Here is a 22003-nt window from a genome sequence, read left to right on the forward strand (position 1 = left end):
AAGGTCTTCTCCAAGCTGCACATTCAGCCGAAGAATAACCTTATTGAAGGGAGTTTATACGAAAGCACGAATAGCTGGTTGAATAGACATTGAAGTCTGTTCAACCAGCTATTAAAGCTAGGTTGTTAGCGTCGATTTCCCCATTACGATTTCATGCTCTACAATATTGTTGAGCTCTGTCGCCTCATGGTGCCACATGGACAATAGCAGCGCGACAGCGTGCCGGCCAATCTCCCGCTCATTCTGCCGAACGTGTGTAAATAAATAATCATCGAACGGCTGATCAGGAGAGTCGAAGCACACGATTTGATAATCCTCAGGAATGTTTTTCCCCATGGACAGCAGCACTTCCCGCAGCAGGAGTGCCAGATTGTATTCCGATACGACATACGCCTTCAGCTCTGTATTCGACTCCACAAATCTACGTAAAGTCGTAATATCATATTGTACCTTAATGGTATCAAATGATTGCGGCAAGGAGCTGTACAGATTGGTCATCATATGTTCCGGTCTTGGCGTCAAGCCTCTCTGAGTGCAAGCGTCGTTAAAGCCCATTATCCGATCTTCAATGGTCGTTGTATTCTCGGCTGGCGTAGATAGGAAGCCGATCTCAGAGCCCGCTTTCTCCATCAGAAGATTGGTCAGGTCAAACGCTGCTTTCCGGTTGTCCGTAAACACCGCGCTTGCTGCGATGCCTTTAAGGTATCTGTCCACTAGAACAATTGGAAACCCGTCCAACACCAAACGGAGAAGCTCGGAATTATAAAGCTCGCCGTGAACTGGAAATACGATTATGCCGTCCACGCCAAGCTTGACGAAGGAGCGAATCGCAGCTTCCTCTTCCCCAAGATTGTCATACGTCAGCTTCATGATCATGACGCAGCCGTTAATCGCACATTGCTCCTCTATGCCTCTTAGGAGTGCCGCACCGAACGAGTCTCCGAAATCAGGCAGAATCACACCCACCATACGCAAATCTTCGTTTTCCCGCTTTACTTCAGCGCCTTCCGTCTGCTTCTGCTTCTGGACTTTAATTTCATGCAAATCGGGAATGACCTCTGCAACAAAAGAGCCCTTCCCTTGTATTCGATCAATTAATTTATATTGCGAGAGCATCTCCAACGCTTTTTTCGATGTGATTCGGCTGACATTGAAGTGGGCAGCCAGCTCTTTTTCTGATGGCACTCGTTCGCCGTTCTTCAGTTCACCATCATTGATTTTCTGGAAAATGTAGTTAAAAATCTGTTCGTATAAGGGATTCTCCATCAGCCGACCTACCTTGTCATGGAATCTTGATATATCAACTATACATCTTTCTTTTTACGACATCAATAAGGAAAAACGTAGAAAGAATGACAGCAGTGATGCCATCACCTTTTTACGCCTGTGAAAAATTATTTTTTATCCCCTTTTTCAATTTTGGCGGCTGCTTCCAATAAGAAAACCCCGCTCAATTGCACGGATAAATCGAGAGGCTCTTGATGAGGCTTATCCCATGCGGTTCCAAATAAGCCCTCCTCTTGCGTACTGCCTTTGGAAAGCAAGACGTCTGCGTTGTGATCAATCATCTCTTTTATTTTGCTGTCTTTGTTGACTTCATATAATTGGGTTAGGTAGCGAATGAGAATACCTTTGAACAATCCGCCGTCTCCCGTCCCTTCCTCCTTCATCATCCCTGTCCCTTCATGGACATGGTAAGCTAAAGCTGCTGCGGCAGTCTTCTCAGCATCTGCCAAGTAGCCTTTGTCTCCTGTTTGTTTATAAAGCTCAACCGCCGCACCTATATAAGTGCCTTGGTTATACGTAAAAATCCAATTTTTATTCACATCAATTGTGCCGTCCGCTTTCAATTCCAGCCCATCGTATACATTGCCGGTTTCCGGATCAACCAAATGCTCTTTCTGCCATGCAAATATTTTTTTGGACCATTCCAAATCCTCTTCGCTGCCGAATCGCTCGTAGAGCCTTGCCGCCAATATGGCAGCCGGTCCATTGGAACAAGCATTCCGGCTCTGGCGTTGATCCTTTTTCCAAGCTAAGCCCCCAAGTTCATCTTCCCACCATGCCGTCTTGATATCTCCCCAAAGCTTGATTACGTAATTTTTCACCGTTTCACTTTCGGTAGCGTCGTACAGCCTTAGAGCCGCCAATGCAAGCCATTCCATATCATCATAAAATTCATTAAACAACGAGCCGTTAAGCTTGATGATGCTCTTTACAATGTCCTCTGCCTTTCGGGCATATTGTTCATCGCCTGTTCGATCATAACCGTCCATCATCGCATCCACTGCGTGAGCTTTCCACCAATAATTTAGGTTGCCCTCACGCTCTTTACTATAGGGATAAGCATTATGGATAAGCTTGCCGTTCTCATTCCAATAATGCTTAATGAACATTTCCTCTGCCCATTCCGCATGAATGCTGTAGTTTTCCTTCTTGCTGCCATTATCGCTGCAGCCAGACAGTAGAATACTTCCAACCAATAATATGCACATCCTTTTCATATCATACGACCCTCCTCTCCTCTACTCCGATCAAGCAGCTATCCGACAATCCCACTATGCTCAATGCCTTCAACGAGATATTTCTGGGCGAATAAATACAAAATAATTAATGGCGTAATAATCAAAAGTGACATCGTATTGGTTAGTGTTGCGGTAAGTGGCTGACCCGGCTTGAGTCCCAAAGTATTGCCCTCCAGCATCAACCCTTCAAAGCCCATCAGCAGCGAACTGGACAGCAGCTTGAGCTGACTGAAGAACATGGAGGAATAGAAGCTGTCCGTCCACTGCCAAGCAAAGGAGAAGATAAAGATCGTTATCATCATCGAAAACGAAATAGGCAGTATAATTCGAGCGAACGTTCGGAACAGGCCTGAACCGTCCACATAAGCCGCCTCTTCCAGCTCCTTCGGAATTCCTTTGAAATATTGACGCATAATCAGAATATAAAGGCCGTTCTTAAAGCCGAATCCAATAATAGAGAGTATCGCCATCGGCCACATGGAGTCCATAAGTCGAATGCTTCCGCCACTAATAGCGGACATAAGCCCGAATATATCAAAAAAGCTGAATTTCATATAAAGAGAAATCATATAGGTCTGAGGAGGAATCAATATCGTAAGCACCACCAGCGTAAACACGATTCCCTTCCCCTTGAAGTTAAATCGCGCTAGACCATAACCGACCATCGTGCATACCAGCATTTGCAAAGCGCCGCTCATAAATGAGATAAGGAACGTATTGGACAGGCTTTTTAGAAACGATGTGTGCTTAAATACGGTCTCATAATTGAACCATGTCGCCTGCCTAGGAACGAAACGCACCGTTCCGTCGATCAGATCCTGAGCGCTCATAAAGCTGTTCGACAGCTTAACGAGCAGCGGATAGAGAATAAGAAACGCTAGCCCGATCAGGAGCAAATACCGCATTATGGCCCAAAACAAGCGGTTTACAAAAAAGAGCTTGAAATATTTGTTCCGCAGCTTTTCGTTTAGCAGCCTTTTCCCCTTCGCTGCAATAGGCGCGCCCGCCTGCACTCCGCTCATATCCATCACTCCTTATTCTGATAAAATACAAACCGACTTGCGATTAGTCCGATGACGATAATAAAGAGTGCCGCCACCAGGAAATAGATCCACGCCATCGCTGAGGCGGTCCCATACTGGCCAAGCTTCATGGTCGACGTGATTCGATCCATGATCTGATTCTTGCCGCCCGTGAAGGAATCCACAATCGAGTAGATGATATTGACCAAAATAAGCGGACTAATCAGCGGAAACGTTATTTTCCAGAAGCTCTCCCAGCCGGAGCATCCCTCAATTTTGGCCGATTCGTATATAGACGATGAAATCGCCTGCAGTCCGGCTAAGAAGATCAGAATTTGCACACCTGAATGATTGACCACATTATAAATATTTTCCGCGGCTCCTACCGTAATATTCACGAGAGCTGGGCTGAAGTCGAACATTTGGTACATATACTTTTTCAATTGCAGGTTGCTGAACATACCGCCGGCTGACTCATTGACAGCTGCAATTCCGGTATCGAGCCCCGGAATGCTCTGATACGCATTCATAATGGAATTGCGCATATCCGCTTTATCAATAATGCCGGTAGCCAGAATAACCGGAATGAAGAAGATCGCTCGAAATATCGCTCTGCCTTTCATTTTCTGATTAAGCAGTACCGCTATGAAGAGGCTGTACATGACGATAATAGGAATATCAAAAATCATATTTTGTACAGCATCATACAGCTGCCTGTTAAAGTAAGGATCAATTCTGAGTATGTGATGGAAGTTATCCATACCGATGAATTTCTCGGAGTACCCGCCTTGGGATAACACATTCACCTCCATAAAGCTGAAGCGGAACGAATCAATGAATATACCCAAGAACAGCAGGATAAAACCGAGTACGAAGGGGCTGACGAATATCCAGCCCATTAAGTCCCTCTTCTTCGTCGCCGTTAAATTCATCCTTTTCTTCATGCTTAAGGCTGCAGACCATTTGCTCATTGTCGTAGTTCCTCCTCGCAAGGGTTAGGGGATGATGACTGCAAAATCAACCGCATCCACCATAATCCCATCAACCTTCGTTTCTTGATCGCCATAGTTGACGATAATGGCTTTGCCGTTCTCATATATCGTTTTGAACACGTTCTCATCGAGCTGCTCATGCTTGACAATGGCCTGGTCCTGAACGTCCTTCAAAGCCTCATTCATTTCCGCATAGATGGACGCCGCCCGCTCCTTCCAATCCGCGTACTGGGAAGCATACACTTCATCGAACAAGAATGCATCCTTCAATAGACTGCTGTCCCCGTAATTCAGCTTAAAGTAGACACCGCTTCCATATTCAAGCGCCTTCAGAATTGCCGGGCGCAAATCATTCGACAAATTCAGCGGCTTGCTGGCATATTGAATATATCCATGCAAAGCGATTTGCAGAAAAGGAACCTGTTTGTCTGCAATGGCAAACGAGCTATCCTCATTCGGGAGATTCAATATATGATTCACATATGGGAATATATAAGCATTGCCATTGTCCGAAATGATATCTTCATAGGCCTCTTCTGCTTTAGCAAGCACCTCTTCGTTAATCGTCTGCGATTGCTGCCGATTGACTTGCTCGTGGTTTTTAAAGTTGGAGTTTAACGTCTCTCCCATGGTGGCAACGGAAATGCTGTTCAGCTTCAAGGAATTATAATCCTTCGAAAATTGGCTGAAATACCCGGGAAGCTTGCTCGGATCGATACTCCACACCTTACTCTCGTAATCCAAAGTAGCTACGTTCAGAAAGCCCTTGTAGCTGATTTTTTGAAATAGAGAGCGGATACTGTCCTTTCGAGGCTTGAACCCATCAAAGGCTTTGTCGGAAGAGACCGTCACGAAATCGACATCTGGATAAATTCGCGCGTCCATTTCCGTTGTTTTGGCTGCCAGCTTCTTCAGCCCCTTTGCGCCTCCAAGCACCTTCTCCACTTTCATTCCACTAGGAGCGGTATGATCATAGCCGCCGTTATACCACGCTGTATATCGCAGCTTCATATTATGAACGCCGCTGCCTGACAACTGATCCAGCATCTGGCCGGCTTGCTCGAACGTAGTGACAGCCGCTTGGCTGCGAGTGGGAATACCCAGCTTTCTAACCATCGTATCGACGGAGCCCATCGTATCCAGATAGAAAGGAATATTTGCCTCCGGGTTCACCTTATTCAGAATTCCTTTACCAATTAGGTACTGTCGATAGGCGCCAGCCATGCCAACATAGTCTGCATCCTCACCTGTAAGAAAAAAGTAGCGCATGACGATATTTCCGCTGAATTCGTTCTTTTCGTAAATAATCCAAGGCGCTTGCTCGAAAGCGTTCTTCTCGATAAACGAATCCTTATTCCGAATCGTAAAGCTGGCATAGGCTGTGTTCCAGGAATGATTAATATTGCCCATCATTCCGTTAATTTCTGCAACCGCGTCTCCCTCTTCAATGACGGAAAATAACGCTGTATCACCTTTCTTAATTCCGAATACCGGAGCCCGGTACTCCTGTTTGAAGCTGCCTCTTGCCTTTTGGGATAAAGCATAATCCGGGCCATACAGCTTACCAGTCGTTAGAAGCGTATTCTTGTCTGCATCGTTATTGAAGTTAATAAGCGTGCCCGAGCCGTCCGGCAGAAATAGATAACCTTCTTCGCCCGTTTTCCCGGCTCCGAAATAATTCAATACGGACATCTTTACTAAATTGAAGCGATCCTTATCATACTGAATTTCACTGTTATGAACGGTGACGGATAGCCCCTCATCCTCCAGCAAATAGTCGACCTTCAGCTTGAAATAAGGGAAGACCGCTTCGTCACCGTTATATCCGACATGCTCGTAGTCCTCCTCCAGCTTCTCATACGTATAGCCTGCCGCCTTTACAAAATCCTCTAATACTCGCTTATCCCGCTCGGTTATAGAGGATTTCAGTATGTAAATATCTTCTTTCTCCAGAATCGGATATTTAGATAGCAGCTCCTGTCCTTTGGCGCCATTCAAATCGTCACGGGAATATTGAATATAAAAGGCAAGAATTCTTTTTTTATCCCGATCAGCAGCTATAGCGTCAAGAATGTTCTCCTCAAAGCTGGCTTTCGTAATTTGCTGCGGCAGCATTCGCCGCTGCTCCTCGCGCCCCAACACCATTTCCACTGTCAACCCTTGATCGACTTTGCTCCAGCTCACCTGATCCAGCTTCATGGCATGGGTATAGCTGTTCATATCCAGCTCGCCTTCCTTGCCTTTCACGTTGTAGACGAGCTTAATCTGGGACAACAGCTCCTCCTTCATCGCATCGCTCGCCTTCGAATCCTCCAAAGCATCGACGGGATTGGAATAAAATTTAGTTCCGGCAGCCTTATCCTCAACAGCTACTCCCCCGGATTGATTGTCGAAATATAAGCGGAGGCGGTCATTCTCAGCCGCAAGCGACAATCCTCCATCCTTGACAGGCTTCTGCAGCTTCAATGCAGCGCTATCGGCTGCAGCCGGCAGCTCAGCTTCTCCCTCTGCTCCTACCGCTTCAACAAGCTTCCCATTCGCTGGATTCCACAGCGCTAGAGCAGCTCCCATAACTAGCAGCAGCGCACAGATGATCCCTTTCGCTTTCATATAGATGACCTCCAATCTACTGCTTTTTTCTATAGACGGAATGTAATTTCGTTGAATATGGTTGTGAAGAAGGCATTCATATTTTGCAAAATATTAATAAATAGAACCGTGAGGAAGGCGACAAAGCCCATTCCTATTAATGAAATCACAGACACATACAAGTTTTTGAAAGGCGTATAATCGTTCGTGACCAGCACGCCGATAAAGATGAGCCCCAGTGACCAAGCGAGAGACAGCGTAGTAAAGAAGGCAACAAACGGCTGCTCCTGCAAGGATGCGAAATTGCTTATTATCGTAACCGGAATGCTGATCATGACAATAGGCGTGAGAGAGTAAGCAGACGCGATAAAAATATCCTTTAAGCTTCCTTCTCCGTCCATTAATGTTGTAAGCCCCCAGTTGACGCAGCACCATAAGCCGAAGGGTATGAGCACGCTGAGTACAGTATCCTGCAGCTCAATTACCCGCCAGTCAGTGGGATACAAGATATAGCCGCCTGCCAGCTTCTTGAATATATCAGCCGCCATCACGAGCCCAACGATAATAAGCGCACCACGCATGCTGCCTCTCTTCTCATGCTTTAAATCCCAAAATCCGTCGAAGGGATGTAGAATGACATGAAAGGCGTACAGCAGCTCTTCCCATAACGTTCGTTTTCCTTCTTTTCTCCATCCCGAGCTGTTCCGTTTCTTCACATATTTGAAGAAGCGATACAGCAGCCAGAACAAAATAACTGCAAGTATCGGAATAAGGAGAATCAGCTTGCTGATTTTTTCCTTGCGATATTCCGCGAATGCTTTGAAATAATGCTCCCAATCATTAGCGAGCTTGTAGTTTTTCATCGCTTCCCTGTATTCTGCTTTGCGCATATTGGACTGTGCAACACCGGAATAAGCCAACTCCAGCGACGGATTTTTCTCCAGCACGCGCTGCCAAGCTGCGATGGCATCATCGTATTTGCGAGTTTTGCGCGCATGAATCGCGGCGGCAATGTCATCGCCGTATTCCGTCCGCTTGAAGACGGTCAGCTTGCCTGCATCTTTATCCAGAACAAGCAGATTGCTGCCTTGATAAGCAAGCGCAGAAGCGCTTTGGAATACACCGTTCTGACTGCCATATCCGCCAAAGGCATATAGAAGATTACCTTCATCGTCATAGGTGAAAATTTTATTTTGAGTAGAATCAAGCGTACTGTAGACACCGTCCTGAGCTAGACTGACATCGATAAAGCGGGACACATCCTTGTTAGTCTGGATATCTCCAGCGGGCGGAAAGGCGCCGTTGCGCTTTAACACATCAATGCCTAAGTTATTCAGCCGTTTGATTGGAGCATGCCTGCTTGACTTATCCCGGTTTTTCATTGCGCTCCATTGATTCCTTGCTTCGAGCGCGCTGCTCGTAACGTAGGAGAAACCTAGCTCATCAATCGTAATATTGTTATACTCCGTCGGAACGCTCTTTGCCGTACGGCTCTTCTGCTCCTTGGTCGTAACCAGCTTCCAGAACAAATCGGTCACTTTCGGAACGACCTTCTCCGCTCCTTCGAAGCCTTCAAACCCTCCGTCTGCATTGAGGGCGATTACCCCCATATTCGTGCTCTTCGATATGACATAAATTCGGCCAGCCGGATCAACGCTAAGTGCAGACGGCTCATAGATAAAGCCGGCCGGGAATACTTCTGAGTCCGGTGCTTCCAATATTCGTTCTAATGTGCCATTCTGGCGCAGCACGACTATCCGGGCGTTCTTGGAGTCTGCGACGTAGATTAGGCCTTCCTTCGATACGAATAGGCCAATCGGATTGTTGAAGCTATCCTTTGTTACGCCGTCCTCTAGCACGAACTCATTGATTTCCCGCTTCAATTGATACTGCTCATCAAGCAGAAGTATCCTGTTTCTTCCGCTGTCCGCTACGTATACAAGGTTGTTCTCGTCCACAAACAGATCCATAGGCTGATTCAGCCCTTCATTCCCGACACCCATATCCTTGGCGTTCAGCACCCGATAGGGCACATACGCATCAGGCGAAACAAAGTAATCCCCTTCATAATCATAGAAATAGGTTTTATAAGGAACCATTGCGGAAGCTGAATCAACCATGGTGCTGCATAGCAGTAATAAGGCGGCAAAAAACAAGATCCCTTTTTTCCTGACCATTCGTTTTTCCCCTTCCAGCCTATTCTTTCATGCCTGATGCAGACATGGTCTCTATTATTTTCGACTGCGAGATGACAAATACGATAATAGGAACGATCATCATCAGCACTGCAGCCGCTGAGCCTGTTCCCGTTCGAACAATGCCCCCTGCTAATATTTGAGACAAGGCATAGTTTAACGTTTTCAGCTCCTCACTTTGAATAAAGTGATTGGCTCCGGTTCCCCACAGCCCTTGAATGGAGAAGATGATAAGCGTCAGCCAGGCAGGCTTCACCATCGGCATTACGATCTTCCAGAAAATATTCCATTCGCTGGCGCCGTCCATCCGAGCCGACTCCAATACAGCATCGGGAATCATCTGATCCATGAATTGCTTCATTAAATACAAGCCAAGCGAGGACGCGAAGGCTGGAATAATGATAGCCTGATAGGAATCGATCCAACCTAGCTTTGAGATAATGATAAAGTTTGGAATTTGAGTAACCGCGCCACTAAACATGAGGGAAAGCACAACTACGCTGAAAAGAATACCTTTTCCCGGGAAATGATGCTTGGATAGTACGTATGCGCATAAGGATGCCAGCACGACATGGCCTAATGTGCCGACTGCTGTAATAAAAAAGGTATTGAAAATATATCTGCTGAATGGAACCCATGAATCGCTCATGACGACCATTAAATCTCGAAAATTTTCGAGAGTCGGATTATTAACTAGAAACCGGGGAGGGAAATACCAAATCTCTTCCAGCGGCTTAATAGAATTGGAGATGGCATACACCATCGGCATCATCATAAAGATGCCGAATAGCAGCAAAAACAGATAAATGCCAAAATCAGCGAAATAAGACCGCTTAATACCGCTCTTGCTTCTATGCAGCTTGATGTGAATCATTTCAATCACCTACCTTCGACAATAGCTTCTGAATAATAATGTTGGTGCCGATCATGATCACAAACAATATGGTAGCGATGGCCGAAGCATAACCCATCTCATAGCGAATGGAGCCATAATCCTCCAGATGGTTCACGATCGTGTGCGCCGCATAGCCGGTACTCGGCATTCCGCATAAGGCGGTCACGATGGCGCCTGTACCGAATGCGCCGGTAATGCTCATCACGGCACCGAACATCAGCTGCGGCTTCATGGAAGGCAAGGTTACGTACCAAAGCTCCTGCCATCTATTCTTTACTCCATCCATTGCCGCCGCTTCATACAGCGTCCGGTCAATTCCCTGCAGGCCGGCGATAAAGGATAGGAAGCTTGTGCCGACACTGGTCCATAGTGCCACAACCACGACAAGCGGCATCATATACTGCGGATTCTCAAACCATAGAATAGGCGATGAAATGATGTTATAGCGAAGTAGAATCGCATTCGCATAACCGTAAGCATCCTTGTTGAAGAAAATGCCCCAAACCAAATAAATATTGCCAGAGATCGAGGGCGCATAGAAGATTAAAGTCAGAATCGTTCTTAACGACTTTGGCAGCTCATTAATGAGCCATGCGAACAGCAGACACATTAAGAAGCCGATCGGACCGACCATGACAGCTAATAGAAAAGTATTGCCAATCGCCTTAATGAAAATATCGTCGCCTAGAAACAGCCTGATATAATTATCCATTCCTACAAATATAGGCGCCTCCAGCAGGTTGAATGAAAAGAAGCCTAAGCCCAGTGAGACTATAACCGGCAAAGCCGTAAAAGCGAAGAACAAGATCATATAAGGGGCCGCGAATAGATAGGCGACCCTATTCTTCTTGATCGATTTCCAACCCTTCTCTAATCGTCTCTTCAGAAAATAATCAGGCTTCTTCGAAATTGCATTTCCCCGTATTGCCAAATCTTTATTCATGATTGGAGTCCTCCTGAATCGATAAAGTCACAAGTCACGGTCATTCCAGCTTGAACTCCCGCCTTTTTCTCGTTATTTCATCATTAACTTCTTTTACGTAATCCAGTAGAGACTCCGGATCTCCATTGTTATAAGCCAGTGCAGCTGCAAATCCAATACTCCGAGTCACATAATAGCCGCCCGGCACCTCCGGTGTGCCCGTGGCAAAGGACCATCCTGTCATGAGATTGTCGAATTCGCTTTTGGTCCAAGGCATATTTTCGAGCGCCTCCAAATTCGCTGTTGCTTGTTTAGCTGCTTTGCCGAGAATCGCTTCCATTTCCTTCCCGAATCTGGACTGCGTCTGTGCACTTGTCCACCAATCCATATAACGCCAAGCAGCATCCTTATTTTCCGCGTCTTTCAGCATCATGATGGCTGTTCCGATCGACGGCGTTGCCCGATTCAACGTCCCGTCCTCCATAACCGTTCCAGGAAGCGGAACAAACTCCCATAATCCTCTAATTTCAGGAGCGAACGCGATCAACTGGTTATAGATGGTGTAATCCGCAATCCCGATAGGCATTTCTCCTGTGCGGAAGCGGTTGGCGAAATCAAAATCTCTCGGAAATTTGTAGGTTGTAAACAGCTCCGTCTGCTTCTGGAAAGCTTCAATCGTTAAATCCTCTTCCAGCGTTGATCGGCTCCGCTGCGTATTATAGAGCTCCCCACCATTTTGATATAAAAATATTTGCAGGCCTGTTATATCCGCCGGAAATCCGATTTGCATATTTCTCTTCTGGATTTCAGGGATTAGACGATAAAACTCCTCCCATGTATCCGGAACCTCCAGCCCTAAATTTTGTAAAATATCTTTCCGATAAAACAGCATTGGGAAGGATTGTGTCTCAGGCAAAGCATACACTTTGCCGTCCAGCTCAAACGGAACGATTGCGCTTGGATGGAAGCGAGAGGCGATTTCATCATAATTGGGCATGTTTTTAATATTCTCGACGGCGTTTCTCAAAGCATATTGAATAGGCTCTGCTGTAAGACTGCCCATCGCGACATCCGGCCCAATCCCTGCAAGCACCGATGGTAGAAGCGTATTCTCAGGTATGAGTTTGAGCTTTACTTGAATGCCGGTTTCGGGGGTAAATGTATCATTAATCATCTCTCTAATAATTTGAGATTGGTCGCGTCCCGATGTCAGCCACACCTCAATCAGCTTCTCTGTCTGCTGATCGTCAGCCGTGAGTGTATTGTAATCCGCAAAGAAAGACATAAAGAAGGACTTGCTTTCAAACAGCATTCGTTTCATAAAGGACGCTTCCGCTTTCGGCAGCTTCTCCTTCACAGGCATGACGCTTATATAATCCAAAGTTAACGGCTGCTCGCCCACGGTTAGAATCCAAGTTCCGAGAGCGCCTACATTTTCCTTGAAAGGCGTGAATGTTTTGGCTATATTAGCTTCCGGATCCTTAACCATTTGCTCCAGCTGGAAGGCGATTTTATCGAGCAGCACCATATTTTCACCTTTTTGTCCGATTAAAGCCTCCATATTAGCGGCTATTTCCCTAAGCACGCCAGCCTGCTCCTTCATAGAAGCAATCGCTTCAGGTATAAGCTTCTCAAATCCGTAATCGCGATATAGATCCGGCTCTGTTCCTGTTATCATCAATATTTGGCGGTATACCGCATTCAATTGGAATAAGCTGTCATCGACCTGGTTCAGCACATCAGCCAATTGTCCGAGTGTGACCTCCATCGTCAGCTCATGCTCGCCTGCTTCCAGGTAGAAAGCAAACTCTCGCTCGCTGTCGCCTAATGCTTTAACCTGCCAGTTTCTTCCGTAATGGAATGTAATAGCTCCAGCCTCTTTAAAGGGGACAGCCCCGTCGAGCATTATTTTCCGATTGACATACATGCCGGCGAGCTTGTTTTGCTTAAACCTTGTCGCAATTTTATATAATCCAGCTTCCTCGACCGTAAATCGATAACTGATCCACTGTCCAGGCATTTTCCATTTATCGCCGCCTATGCTGTTGAGGCGCAGCTTTGAAGGATCCTGAGGCTCCGTTATGGCGGAAGACCTGTCAGCTATAGGATAAAGCGTGTTATCCGACTTCTCATACGTATGCTGCGCTTGTATTTTAATCATTTTGGCGTCTGCTTCTTGATAGCCTTTCGCTTTGTAATCGGCGCTTATTTCTGCATATGTAGGAAGATCCTCCGCTTTATAAATACGAACGGTATTTAAAATCACCGATTCTCTAACTGATTCCAAACCGATGATATGCTGCCCTTTCTCCAAATAAAACATTAATGGATCATTATAATAGCCAAGCAAATCGTGCAGCAGCACATTGCGCCATCTAGGCGCCTCCATTTGCTTCGGTCTCATATCATTGCCTTTTCGGTCTTGGCTGATCTCATCCGTGTCTTTCCAAATACGTGACAAATTTATGTATTTCGCTTCGTTATACGGCACTTTCCCATCAATAGTAACCATTCTCTCTATCGAGTTTCCTTTTCCTTCTACGGGATAATAGAGCACCTCAATGTTATACATACCGCTTTCGAGAACATCGATTTCCCATTCAATCGAACCGGTATCGCTAGTCAGTAAAGACTTGCCTTTCATCCCTTCAAAATCTTCATAAACTTCCACATTCATGTCTGCATGCTTGTAATCATGAGCTTTAATGACAATATCTGCTGATCCCATGTCCTCATCAGCATGCTGCTCCAAATACGCGCGATAGCTCTCCAGCTTGACCAGCATATTATCGTTACTCGCCAGCGCCTTATTCGGCCATACAAACGCGAGCATCAATAATCCTAGTGCAAACAAAGTAGACTTCATTAATGTACTGTTCATAGCCATTCGACCTGCACCATCATATTTGTTTCCTCCACATGGTCAGAGTTCAAAAAAAAATGAAAGGGGCTGTCGGGCCCTTCCGTTTATTGCTTTATTCGACAGCCCCAGTATCCTTTATGGGAAGCTATTCTTTTTTCTTCTCCTCGGGATCAGGCTCCGGCTCCACGAATTCGCCTTTCAGCCTTAAAGCCAGCTCCTCTAAACCGATGTTTACTGCTTCTTCTATTTCCGCCACCTTGGAAGCCGATTCCAGATTCTGGTTATAGAAGCCCACATCCGGAATCAACGCTAGGCCGCTATGAACATTGCCCTGCATTTGCTGACCGATAAAAGCCAAGTCGGAAACGCCGTAATTTTTCAGCTGCTTCAATATTTCGAGTGAATCTTCATCACGCAGCTGCGTATATGCAATTTCATCCATACGAATTTTTTCTTCTTCCTGCGCTTTCCAAGCGAGTGCTTCCAAAATAATTCCTGTTTTTTCTAGCTCTTTGTTGGTAACAGGCACCGCCATGGAAGGTGCGTCATGGCTAACCCAAGACAAATAATTGTCGGTGTTATTGCCCATTGGCATCGGTATGAAACCAAAGTCACTTTCCATTTCATAGATAGGATCAATGACTCCCCTGCCTCTGGAATAAGCTAGAAACAACGCTTTGTTGTCAACAAAGGCTTTGACATAAGCATCCATATCCTCACCATCGTTTTTCGGGAAGAACGTATCGCCTTTTTTCGCCATTTTCTTAATCATTTCAATCGTTTCATAAGCTTTTGGCGTATTTACTGCATACTTCAATGTGCCGTCACTAGCTGTTTCGATAATTTTATTGCCTGAGGCAAGGTACATCGCTACAGCAATATCCCAATCATGCCCGGTTGCAAGCCCGTAACGGTCGTTGCTGTCCATTACGCCATCGCCGTTCAAATCACGCTTGGCCGCTTGCTCCATTTCCAGCATTTTTTGAAATGTCCATTGCTTGTTTTTCACAAGATCATACGGATTTTCCAGTCCCAGCTCCTCAATAATCTTCTTGTTGAAAGCGAGCACCCATACTTCATCGCCTTGGTTTGCGAAAGGTGCTGCTACACCAAAGGTTCTGTTGTCATAGGAGAGCAGGTCCGACGTGTTGTATTCCTTCCAATAATCTTTCTCCAGATGAAGATTAGGAATCTTATTCATATCCACTATCCGCTTGCCGTTAATATGTCTTCCCATTTCCCATGTAGGAGCAATAATAATATCTGCGTACTTATCGCCAGCCAGCACCGCTGTGCTGAATTCATCCTCAGAATGATTTCTTAATTCAATCTTCACGTTATACGTGTCTTCGACCCATTTAATCCGATCAAGGATGGCGTTAGCCAGATCTGAGCTTCCTTCCTGAGGCTTCCATCTGTTCACATTATTATCAGCCACAATAAACTTGTAGCCGCCTAAATCCTGCACAGGCGGAGCTCCGTTATTATCTGGCACCTCTTCGGTAGGCTCAGGTGTGTTCTCAGCCTGCTCCACATTGTTTTTCTCTTCATTCTTCTTGGTATTGCCCTCATTCCCGCCCTTAGTGCAAGCGCTTGCAACAATTGAAATAATCAGGATAAGCATAAGAAGCAGTGCTGTTCTACTTTTTCTTTTCATTTTACCTTCCCCTCTCAACCTTTAATTTGATAATCAAGCCCAATTGGCATAGCCAGTGTGTTCGAATAATCGTGAGGTTATGACAATGGGAAAAGATACTGCTTCTTTTCTTCGACAAGCTTATAGATAAGCTCTCCGAACAAGCTATTGGCCCATGCGAACCACGGTCTCGTGTACGCTAATGGATTGTCTACATGAAATCCCTCATGCATAAATCCTGTACCGGCATCCGTTGTTACCAATGTTCTAAGTATTTCTTGTATCTCATCATCGTTGTTTGAGGTTAAAGCCTGCATGACTAAGCTGATATGCCATATGTAATCTTGCGGAGTATGCGGACTTCCAATCCCTTTGGCAGACTTTCCTGCGAAATAGTAAGGATTATCCTGGCTCAAAATGAACCTTCTCGTATTTTGATAGATAGGATCGTCTGCTGAGGTGTAGCCCAAGTAAGGAATTGAAAGCAAGCTTGGCACATTCGCATCATCCATGAGGTTGTAATGGCCTAGGCCATCTGTTTCATAAGCATAGATCTCGCCGTACCGCTCATGCTTGACTATTCCGAAGGCTTTGATTCCCTCGTCAATTTGCTTGCCCAATTGATGAGCAGCATGTTCCAGCTTATCGTCTTTAAACACGCTTCTAGCGATTTCCTCGACATAACGCAGCACAACAACCGCAAACATATTTGAAGGTATTAAATAATGGTAAGCACAGGCATCATCGCTCGGCCGGAAACCAGACCACGTCATTCCCGTATAAGTCGTTGGCGTTCCTTTCCCCTCATGGCTCAGCGTATCCGATTCCGGACAATTGAATCTCTGGAAGCTGTAGCTCGATTGTTCCGCGTGTCTTTGCTCGAGTGTCCAAAGCTCGATAATGGTATAAACCGCCTTTTTGAATGCTTCATCAAACAATTGTGTTCTTTGTGTAGCCTTCCAATAAAGATAGGATAGCTGAATCGGATAACACAGCGAGTCAATCTCGTATTTCCTTTCCCATACCCAAGGATTTCCATCGGTCAAATCACCGTTATGGCCTTGATTATTAGGTATCTTGTTGAAAGCGTTTGCATACGGGTCAATTTGAATTTGCCCTATCTGTCTTTTGACCAGCCCCTCGATAATTCGTTGATACTTAGCATCGGAAACAGCTAACGGAATGTAATGGCGAACCTGAGCCGAAGAGTCCCGAAGCCACATTGCCGGTATATCTCCTGTAATAACAAAAGTCGTGCCATCTTCTTCGAGCTCGGTCGTTGTCTCCAACGTGTTATAGAAGCAGTTTCTGTAAAACTTATGAATATCAGGCCATTCTTCCAGGTAAGTGATCAAGGTGTCATTCTTTTTCCATTCGGTTAAAGACAAATTCATTTGCGACCTATCCCTCCTTTATTTTCAAATCGCGTCAGCCCAAGCTAACTGCTCAAAAACCACTTACAAATAGTATAGTATACATAATATGTTGACATGTCAACATATTAACCGTTGTTTTTTTAATTTTTTTCCAGCAGAAAGATGATTCGCTTTGGCATCCAGCTACTCCTTCTTCCATCCCTGCATGCGATATTGCGAAGGGGTTAACCCCGTTACCTCTTTGAACTGATGGCTGAAATAGTGGATGCTTCTGAAACCTAGTCTTAAGGAGATGGATTCCATCTTCTCTCCCAGCAGGAGCGCCTGCTTCGCCCATTTGATCCGTTCCTTGATCATGAAATGCTTAGGCGTGAGACCGAGCTCCTCTTTGAATAATTTGGAGAAATGGATTGGGTGATATCCGCATAATGCTGCAAGCTCTGTGACTAGCCAATTACGGCCAGGCTGCCCCTGTATCGCTTGAATCGCTGAATCGATTCTCCCCTTAGTATGTGAATTCGAATTCCTATGCTGCAATTGCCGGAAAATGTGAGTAATCGCCTGCATCATTAAAGCACGAAGCGCTAGTGCGTAGCCCGGCTGCTCCCCTTTATATTCCTTCACCATTCTTGTCCATATCGGTTCAAGTCCCGGCACATCAAATAAAGTCGGCATCAGCAGCTTATCCGAGGGTCCGCTTACCAGCATAGGGTTATTAGGTGCTCCAATTGGCGGCCAATTAGAGGTAAATTGTATCCCATGCCCCGGGTGAACGGGCTTTGGAGAGGGATTTTGCCAATCAAAGTGAATACTGAAAAATTCCGTCTTCTCGCTCACGGACAAATAAGTTTGGCATTCAGGCCCGTAGTAGATGCATTCCCCATCTCTGATCGTATACACACGCTTGTCCATGTACAGCTCGGCTTGTCCGGAAATGACGTTCAAAATTTGACAGTCGGGAATAACTCTTATGCCCCAGTTCTCGCCAGCCTCTGCCGTTTGTCTGACTGCGAAATTAACGGTTGGGCTTATATGTTCCAGCTCTATTAGTGTCATGCTCTATTTCTCCTCCCGGTAAATGCAAGAAAAACACAAATGTTTGCTTGATTTAGGAAAATACAATACGCCATGCGTTGATTATGATTAATCTATCGTCCATCATAATCAACCTTAAAGGAGGTAAGCAATACCATGTTGAATAATGCGCAGTTAACTGAATTCAGAAAAAACGGATTTTTAAAGGGGGATGTTATATTAAGCGACGCGGAGGTAGACCTGTTAAGGGAGGAGCTTGATTCCGTTATGGAAGGCAGAGCCGTCAAAAAACCGGTGCTGTACCATAACATGCGGTCAGAGGAAGCCGACTCTTTATATAAAGGGATGAAGATGAGCGTAAGTGAGAAGGTCGTACAGATCGTTAACATATGGATGGCAAGTGACGCATTTCTGCAGCATGCTGCACATCCGGTCATTTGTGAGGAAATCGCTCAATTGTGCAGCACGGATACGGTTCGTGTCTGGCATGATCAAATTCAATATAAGCCTCCTGTAACCGGAGGTCCGACTCCGTGGCATCAGGATCATCCGCTTTGGCCTGTCATCCAGCCTGCTGATCTGGTAAGCGCTTGGGTAGCCCTCGATGATGCTGTCATCGAGAACGGCTGCATGTGGATGGTACCAGGCAGTCACTTGTGGGGGAATCATCAGAAATATCTCGCGAGCACACCTGAATTCAAGCCGTATCACCGCCAGCCCGAGCTGCTGCCGGAAGGCGCTGCCCTGGAGGCCGTCCCGTTCGAGATTAAGAAAGGTCAGGTCGGTTATCATCACAGCCTAACTTGGCATGGCAGTCCACATAACCGATCGGAGCTTAAGCGCAGAGCGATCGCAGTACATTACATGCCTGGTCATACAACCTACAAGCCAACGAGCAGTCATCCTATGCTGCCCTATGTAACGGTCAATGAGGGTGAAATTCTGTCCGGCGAGCATTTTCCTGTCGTGTACATGAGAAGCTAATTGCTTTGCCCCTCGCTTAGAACATGCCAAACAAAAGGAAGAGCCAAATACTTTTCCTTTTGTTTGGCTATCATTTGCAAAGTGTTTCTTTGTTTTTATATATCCAATTCCAGAACAGATTCAGCGCTTATAATCGTTCCGTTGTTTTTGCCTTCACAAATTTCTTTCATAGAACCGGGCTTGTCAAAGTTGAACACATGCATGGGCAAATTGTAGTCTCTGGCTAGTATGAACGCCGATTGATCCATTACTTTTAAATTATGTTGTAAAACATCGTTGTAATGAAGGGATTTGAACTTCTTTGCCTGTATATCATATTTAGGGTCTGCACTAAGAACGCCGTCTACGCCTTGTTTTGCAACCAATAGCGCATCGCAATTTACCTCAATCGCCCTTTGCACCGAAGGATAGTCAGTTGTTACGTAAGGCTGCCCATTTCCACCTGCAAATATGACAATATAACCTTTCTCTAAGTGGTGGACCGCTCTTAGCCTAATATAAGGCTCGGCAACTGAAGCAATTGGAATGGCTGTCATTACTCGAACCTCTTTGCTTGTTTTGGCCTTCAGAACACCACGGAGCATTAGACTGTTTACAACCGTTGCAAGCGTGCCGATATTGTCAGCCTCGGCTCTTTCGATACCCCAGCTCTCCCCCATATTTCCCCGAAATATATTTCCCCCGCCAATAACTAAGGATACCTCCACACCTTGATTCACAACGGACATAATTTCATTAGCAATGTAATCCAATCTTTCCGGCTCAAACCCAAATTCAGTATGTCCCGCTACTGCTCCACCGCTTAGTTTAATAAGGACTCTTCTGTACCTCAACCTATACCCCTCCTCCATAAAAATAAAAAACACTAAAGCATCATATGCTTTAGTGTCCTATTGAAATGAGAAAATGAAAATAGAAAGCAGATTCGCTGCAGCTTCTCCGTTTTCTCTTCATGTTCCCACCCCTTTCAATTTTTAACGTCCATTTATTTTATACATAACAACTGTAAAATTTCAACATAAATGATTAGTCTAGGCTGGCCGATTGAGGCAGAGTATCGTTCAGCCAAACAAAGAGTTGCATGCAATCAATATGATGATGACGCCGCTTAATGCTGTACTAAATTGCCCTAATGTGAATTTGCCGATACGAATGCTGGCAACCTTCCGTCCTAGAACAACACCGAACCATACCGTGATAAAGCTTCCTGCCGCAGCTGTTATAGAGATTGCAAGCGGCGATAGCCCGATCAGACCAGCCCCAACACCATTCGTAACGGCATTTGCGGCAAGCGCCACTCCCAAAATGACAGCCTCGCCTATTCCAATCGATCCCGATTTATCAACATCCGCCGTTTCAGGATTTTGCAGGATCGCTTTTATAGATCCCGATTGTCCGTTTGATTCCGTTGATTTCGTTGATTTCGTTGATTCCGAATCTGATACTTGCTCAACAGCTGGCTGTGAAACTTTTTTTGATTTGCGCGGAGCAGCTAACAAAATAATACGAATACCGACAATAAACAATAAAAGCGCTCCAACCAGAACAGGAAATATTCCCGGAAGAACTTTTGAAAGCCACTGCCCTGACATAATTCCAGTCATACTAAGCAAAAAACAAATGACCGCAATTGTTAAATTTGATAAAAAGCTAATACGAATCCCACGAATGCCATATGATATTCCAACACCTAAATTATCTAAACTAGATGAGACGGCGAATCCTAAGATAAGAATCCAAGCTGCCAAGATGTTCAACTCCTCAATACGATTTACAGCCATAGTATTGAGATTGTTGTGGAAATGTTCCGATTTCATTCCAAAACGTTGAGATTCCATCAACAGTCAAACTTAAAACAAAGCCGGAAGGAGTGGTTAGAGGATGCTTGAGGAGAAAAGAGAAACAACATTGGGCGAAACTTTAATTTCGTTATTGAAAGCACGTTCCTTGTCCATGCGCAAACTAAGTACACTGACCGGAATTGACACGGCTACTATTTCAAGAATCGTTAATGGGAAGCAAAAGGCAAAGCCAAGTCATCTGGAGATATTCGCCCTTCATCTTGGTGTTCCAACCGCCCAATTACTTCAAGCTGCAGGATTCGAAGTAAGTGTTCTACATCCTAATCGATCAACGAATATTCACGCGTCTATTGATAGCATTTCAGAAGTTCTCCAAGCTTCAAATTTAATGAATTATACGTTTACATCCGAGCTGGTCCAGAAAGAACTAAATAAATATGAGCCTTATGCCTTAACGGAAGAAGGACAACGTATCATCCTGAATGAATTTCCTGCAAAAGTGGCAAGCGTGAATGGAGCTGGACCTTTTATCGATGAGCTTAAGCAAATGTATCTGCAATATGGCGAGACTGGAATTGCGCTAGAAAGACGGGCCATCATTGGAAGCGCACTGCTCTATTTTGTTTTATCCATTGACGTCATACCCGATTACGTTTTCCCTCTCGGCTACTTGGATGATGCCATCGCCGTGCAGCTGGTGCTCGACCGCCTTAATCACACGCCTAACACAACCGTTGCCAAGAAATGAAACGCTCTAACCTCAAAAGTCGAAACTAACCCGAACTTACACGCAAAAAAGGGCTCCTATATTGTATTTATCCAATGTAAGGGCCCTTCTTATGAGAAAACGAACCATATGGTTCTACAACCAAGCAAGTCTATGTATGATCTTGGAACGGCTTCCCGCGTTCTTCCGAAGCTAAAGCATAAGTGTAAATTCGGCTAAGCTTTACGACTCTGCGATTTGGGCGACGAATAACCACGGAGGACTCGTCCCATGCAACTACGATGCCAACCACATCATTCTGTTCCATTTCATCCCGTACGACTCTAACGGCTTCACCTTTAATGCGGAACTGATCAAGCTGCTCTTCACTAACCAAATTGATTGCCTCCAATATTCATTTAATCCGAATCTCTATTGAAAAACCTCAATGATTGCTAACG

17 protein-coding genes are annotated in these 22003 nt (G+C 45.3%); 2 read left to right on the plus strand and 15 right to left on the minus strand.

The window, feature by feature from the left end; genetic code table 11:
* Positions 1-117 precede the first annotated feature (117 nt).
* The 12 genes from CEF13_RS18895 to CEF13_RS18950 all read right to left on the minus strand — a co-directional run bounded on the left by CEF13_RS18895 (position 118) and on the right by CEF13_RS18950 (position 18071).
* The gene (locus CEF13_RS18895; protein WP_102712938.1) at positions 118-1266 is read right to left on the minus strand and encodes a GntR family transcriptional regulator; all 1149 of its coding nucleotides are present in this window, start codon (positions 1264-1266) and stop codon (positions 118-120) included.
* A gap of 128 nt (positions 1267-1394) precedes the next feature.
* Entirely contained in the window at positions 1395-2504 is a 1110-nt protein-coding gene (locus CEF13_RS18900; RefSeq protein ID WP_102712941.1) for a glycoside hydrolase family 76 protein, read from the minus strand.
* A 38-nt stretch (positions 2505-2542) separates the two neighbouring features.
* On the minus strand, positions 2543-3547 hold the full coding sequence (locus CEF13_RS18905) for a carbohydrate ABC transporter permease (RefSeq protein WP_166742689.1): 1005 nt from the start codon (positions 3545-3547) through the stop codon (positions 2543-2545).
* 5 nt (positions 3548-3552) lie between these two features.
* Positions 3553-4518, minus strand: a complete 966-nt coding sequence (locus CEF13_RS18910) for a carbohydrate ABC transporter permease (RefSeq protein ID WP_102712945.1) — start codon at positions 4516-4518, stop codon at positions 3553-3555.
* A gap of 24 nt (positions 4519-4542) precedes the next feature.
* Positions 4543-7149 carry a DUF5696 domain-containing protein gene (locus CEF13_RS18915; RefSeq protein ID WP_102712947.1) on the minus strand — a complete coding sequence of 869 codons (2607 nt, stop codon included), beginning with the start codon at positions 7147-7149 and terminating at the stop codon, positions 4543-4545.
* A 29-nt stretch (positions 7150-7178) separates the two neighbouring features.
* On the minus strand, positions 7179-9305 hold the full coding sequence (locus CEF13_RS18920; protein WP_102712949.1) for a YIP1 family protein: 2127 nt from the start codon (positions 9303-9305) through the stop codon (positions 7179-7181).
* Positions 9306-9324: 19 nt separating this feature from the next.
* Entirely contained in the window at positions 9325-10197 is an 873-nt protein-coding gene (locus CEF13_RS18925) for a carbohydrate ABC transporter permease (RefSeq protein WP_102712951.1), read from the minus strand.
* Position 10198: 1 nt separating this feature from the next.
* Positions 10199-11161, minus strand: coding sequence for a carbohydrate ABC transporter permease (locus CEF13_RS18930; RefSeq protein ID WP_102712953.1), 963 nt, complete (start codon positions 11159-11161; stop codon positions 10199-10201).
* A gap of 40 nt (positions 11162-11201) precedes the next feature.
* The gene (locus CEF13_RS18935; protein WP_102712955.1) at positions 11202-14027 is read right to left on the minus strand and encodes an extracellular solute-binding protein; all 2826 of its coding nucleotides are present in this window, start codon (positions 14025-14027) and stop codon (positions 11202-11204) included.
* A 121-nt stretch (positions 14028-14148) separates the two neighbouring features.
* Entirely contained in the window at positions 14149-15660 is a 1512-nt protein-coding gene (locus tag CEF13_RS18940) for an ABC transporter substrate-binding protein (protein ID WP_102712957.1), read from the minus strand.
* Positions 15661-15737: 77 nt separating this feature from the next.
* Positions 15738-17033: a glycoside hydrolase family 125 protein gene (locus tag CEF13_RS18945; protein ID WP_102712959.1), complete on the minus strand. Its 1296-nt coding sequence runs from the start codon at positions 17031-17033 to the stop codon at positions 15738-15740.
* A gap of 165 nt (positions 17034-17198) precedes the next feature.
* Positions 17199-18071 carry an AraC family transcriptional regulator gene (locus tag CEF13_RS18950; RefSeq protein WP_102712961.1) on the minus strand — a complete coding sequence of 291 codons (873 nt, stop codon included), beginning with the start codon at positions 18069-18071 and terminating at the stop codon, positions 17199-17201.
* 135 nt (positions 18072-18206) lie between these two features.
* Between CEF13_RS18950 and CEF13_RS18955 the strand changes: the two genes are divergently transcribed.
* Complete coding sequence (locus CEF13_RS18955; RefSeq protein WP_102712963.1) at positions 18207-19034, plus strand: phytanoyl-CoA dioxygenase family protein; 828 nt, start codon at positions 18207-18209, stop codon at positions 19032-19034.
* A gap of 95 nt (positions 19035-19129) precedes the next feature.
* Here CEF13_RS18955 and pyrH read toward each other — a convergent pair whose 3' ends face one another.
* Positions 19130-19885, minus strand: coding sequence for a UMP kinase (gene pyrH, locus CEF13_RS18960; protein ID WP_208414296.1), 756 nt, complete (start codon positions 19883-19885; stop codon positions 19130-19132).
* 210 nt (positions 19886-20095) lie between these two features.
* The gene (ytaF, locus tag CEF13_RS18965; RefSeq protein ID WP_102712968.1) at positions 20096-20782 is read right to left on the minus strand and encodes a sporulation membrane protein YtaF; all 687 of its coding nucleotides are present in this window, start codon (positions 20780-20782) and stop codon (positions 20096-20098) included.
* A 133-nt stretch (positions 20783-20915) separates the two neighbouring features.
* On the opposite strand from ytaF, the gene CEF13_RS18970 reads away from it, so the two are divergent.
* Complete coding sequence (locus CEF13_RS18970; RefSeq protein ID WP_102712970.1) at positions 20916-21584, plus strand: DUF1232 domain-containing protein; 669 nt, start codon at positions 20916-20918, stop codon at positions 21582-21584.
* A gap of 130 nt (positions 21585-21714) precedes the next feature.
* Here CEF13_RS18970 and CEF13_RS18975 read toward each other — a convergent pair whose 3' ends face one another.
* Positions 21715-21939, minus strand: a complete 225-nt coding sequence (locus CEF13_RS18975; RefSeq protein ID WP_102712972.1) for a hypothetical protein — start codon at positions 21937-21939, stop codon at positions 21715-21717.
* Between the last annotated feature and the right edge of the window lie 64 nt (positions 21940-22003).

This window comes from Paenibacillus castaneae (assembly GCF_002884445.1).
GTDB lineage: Bacteria > Bacillota > Bacilli > Paenibacillales > Paenibacillaceae > Pristimantibacillus > Pristimantibacillus castaneae.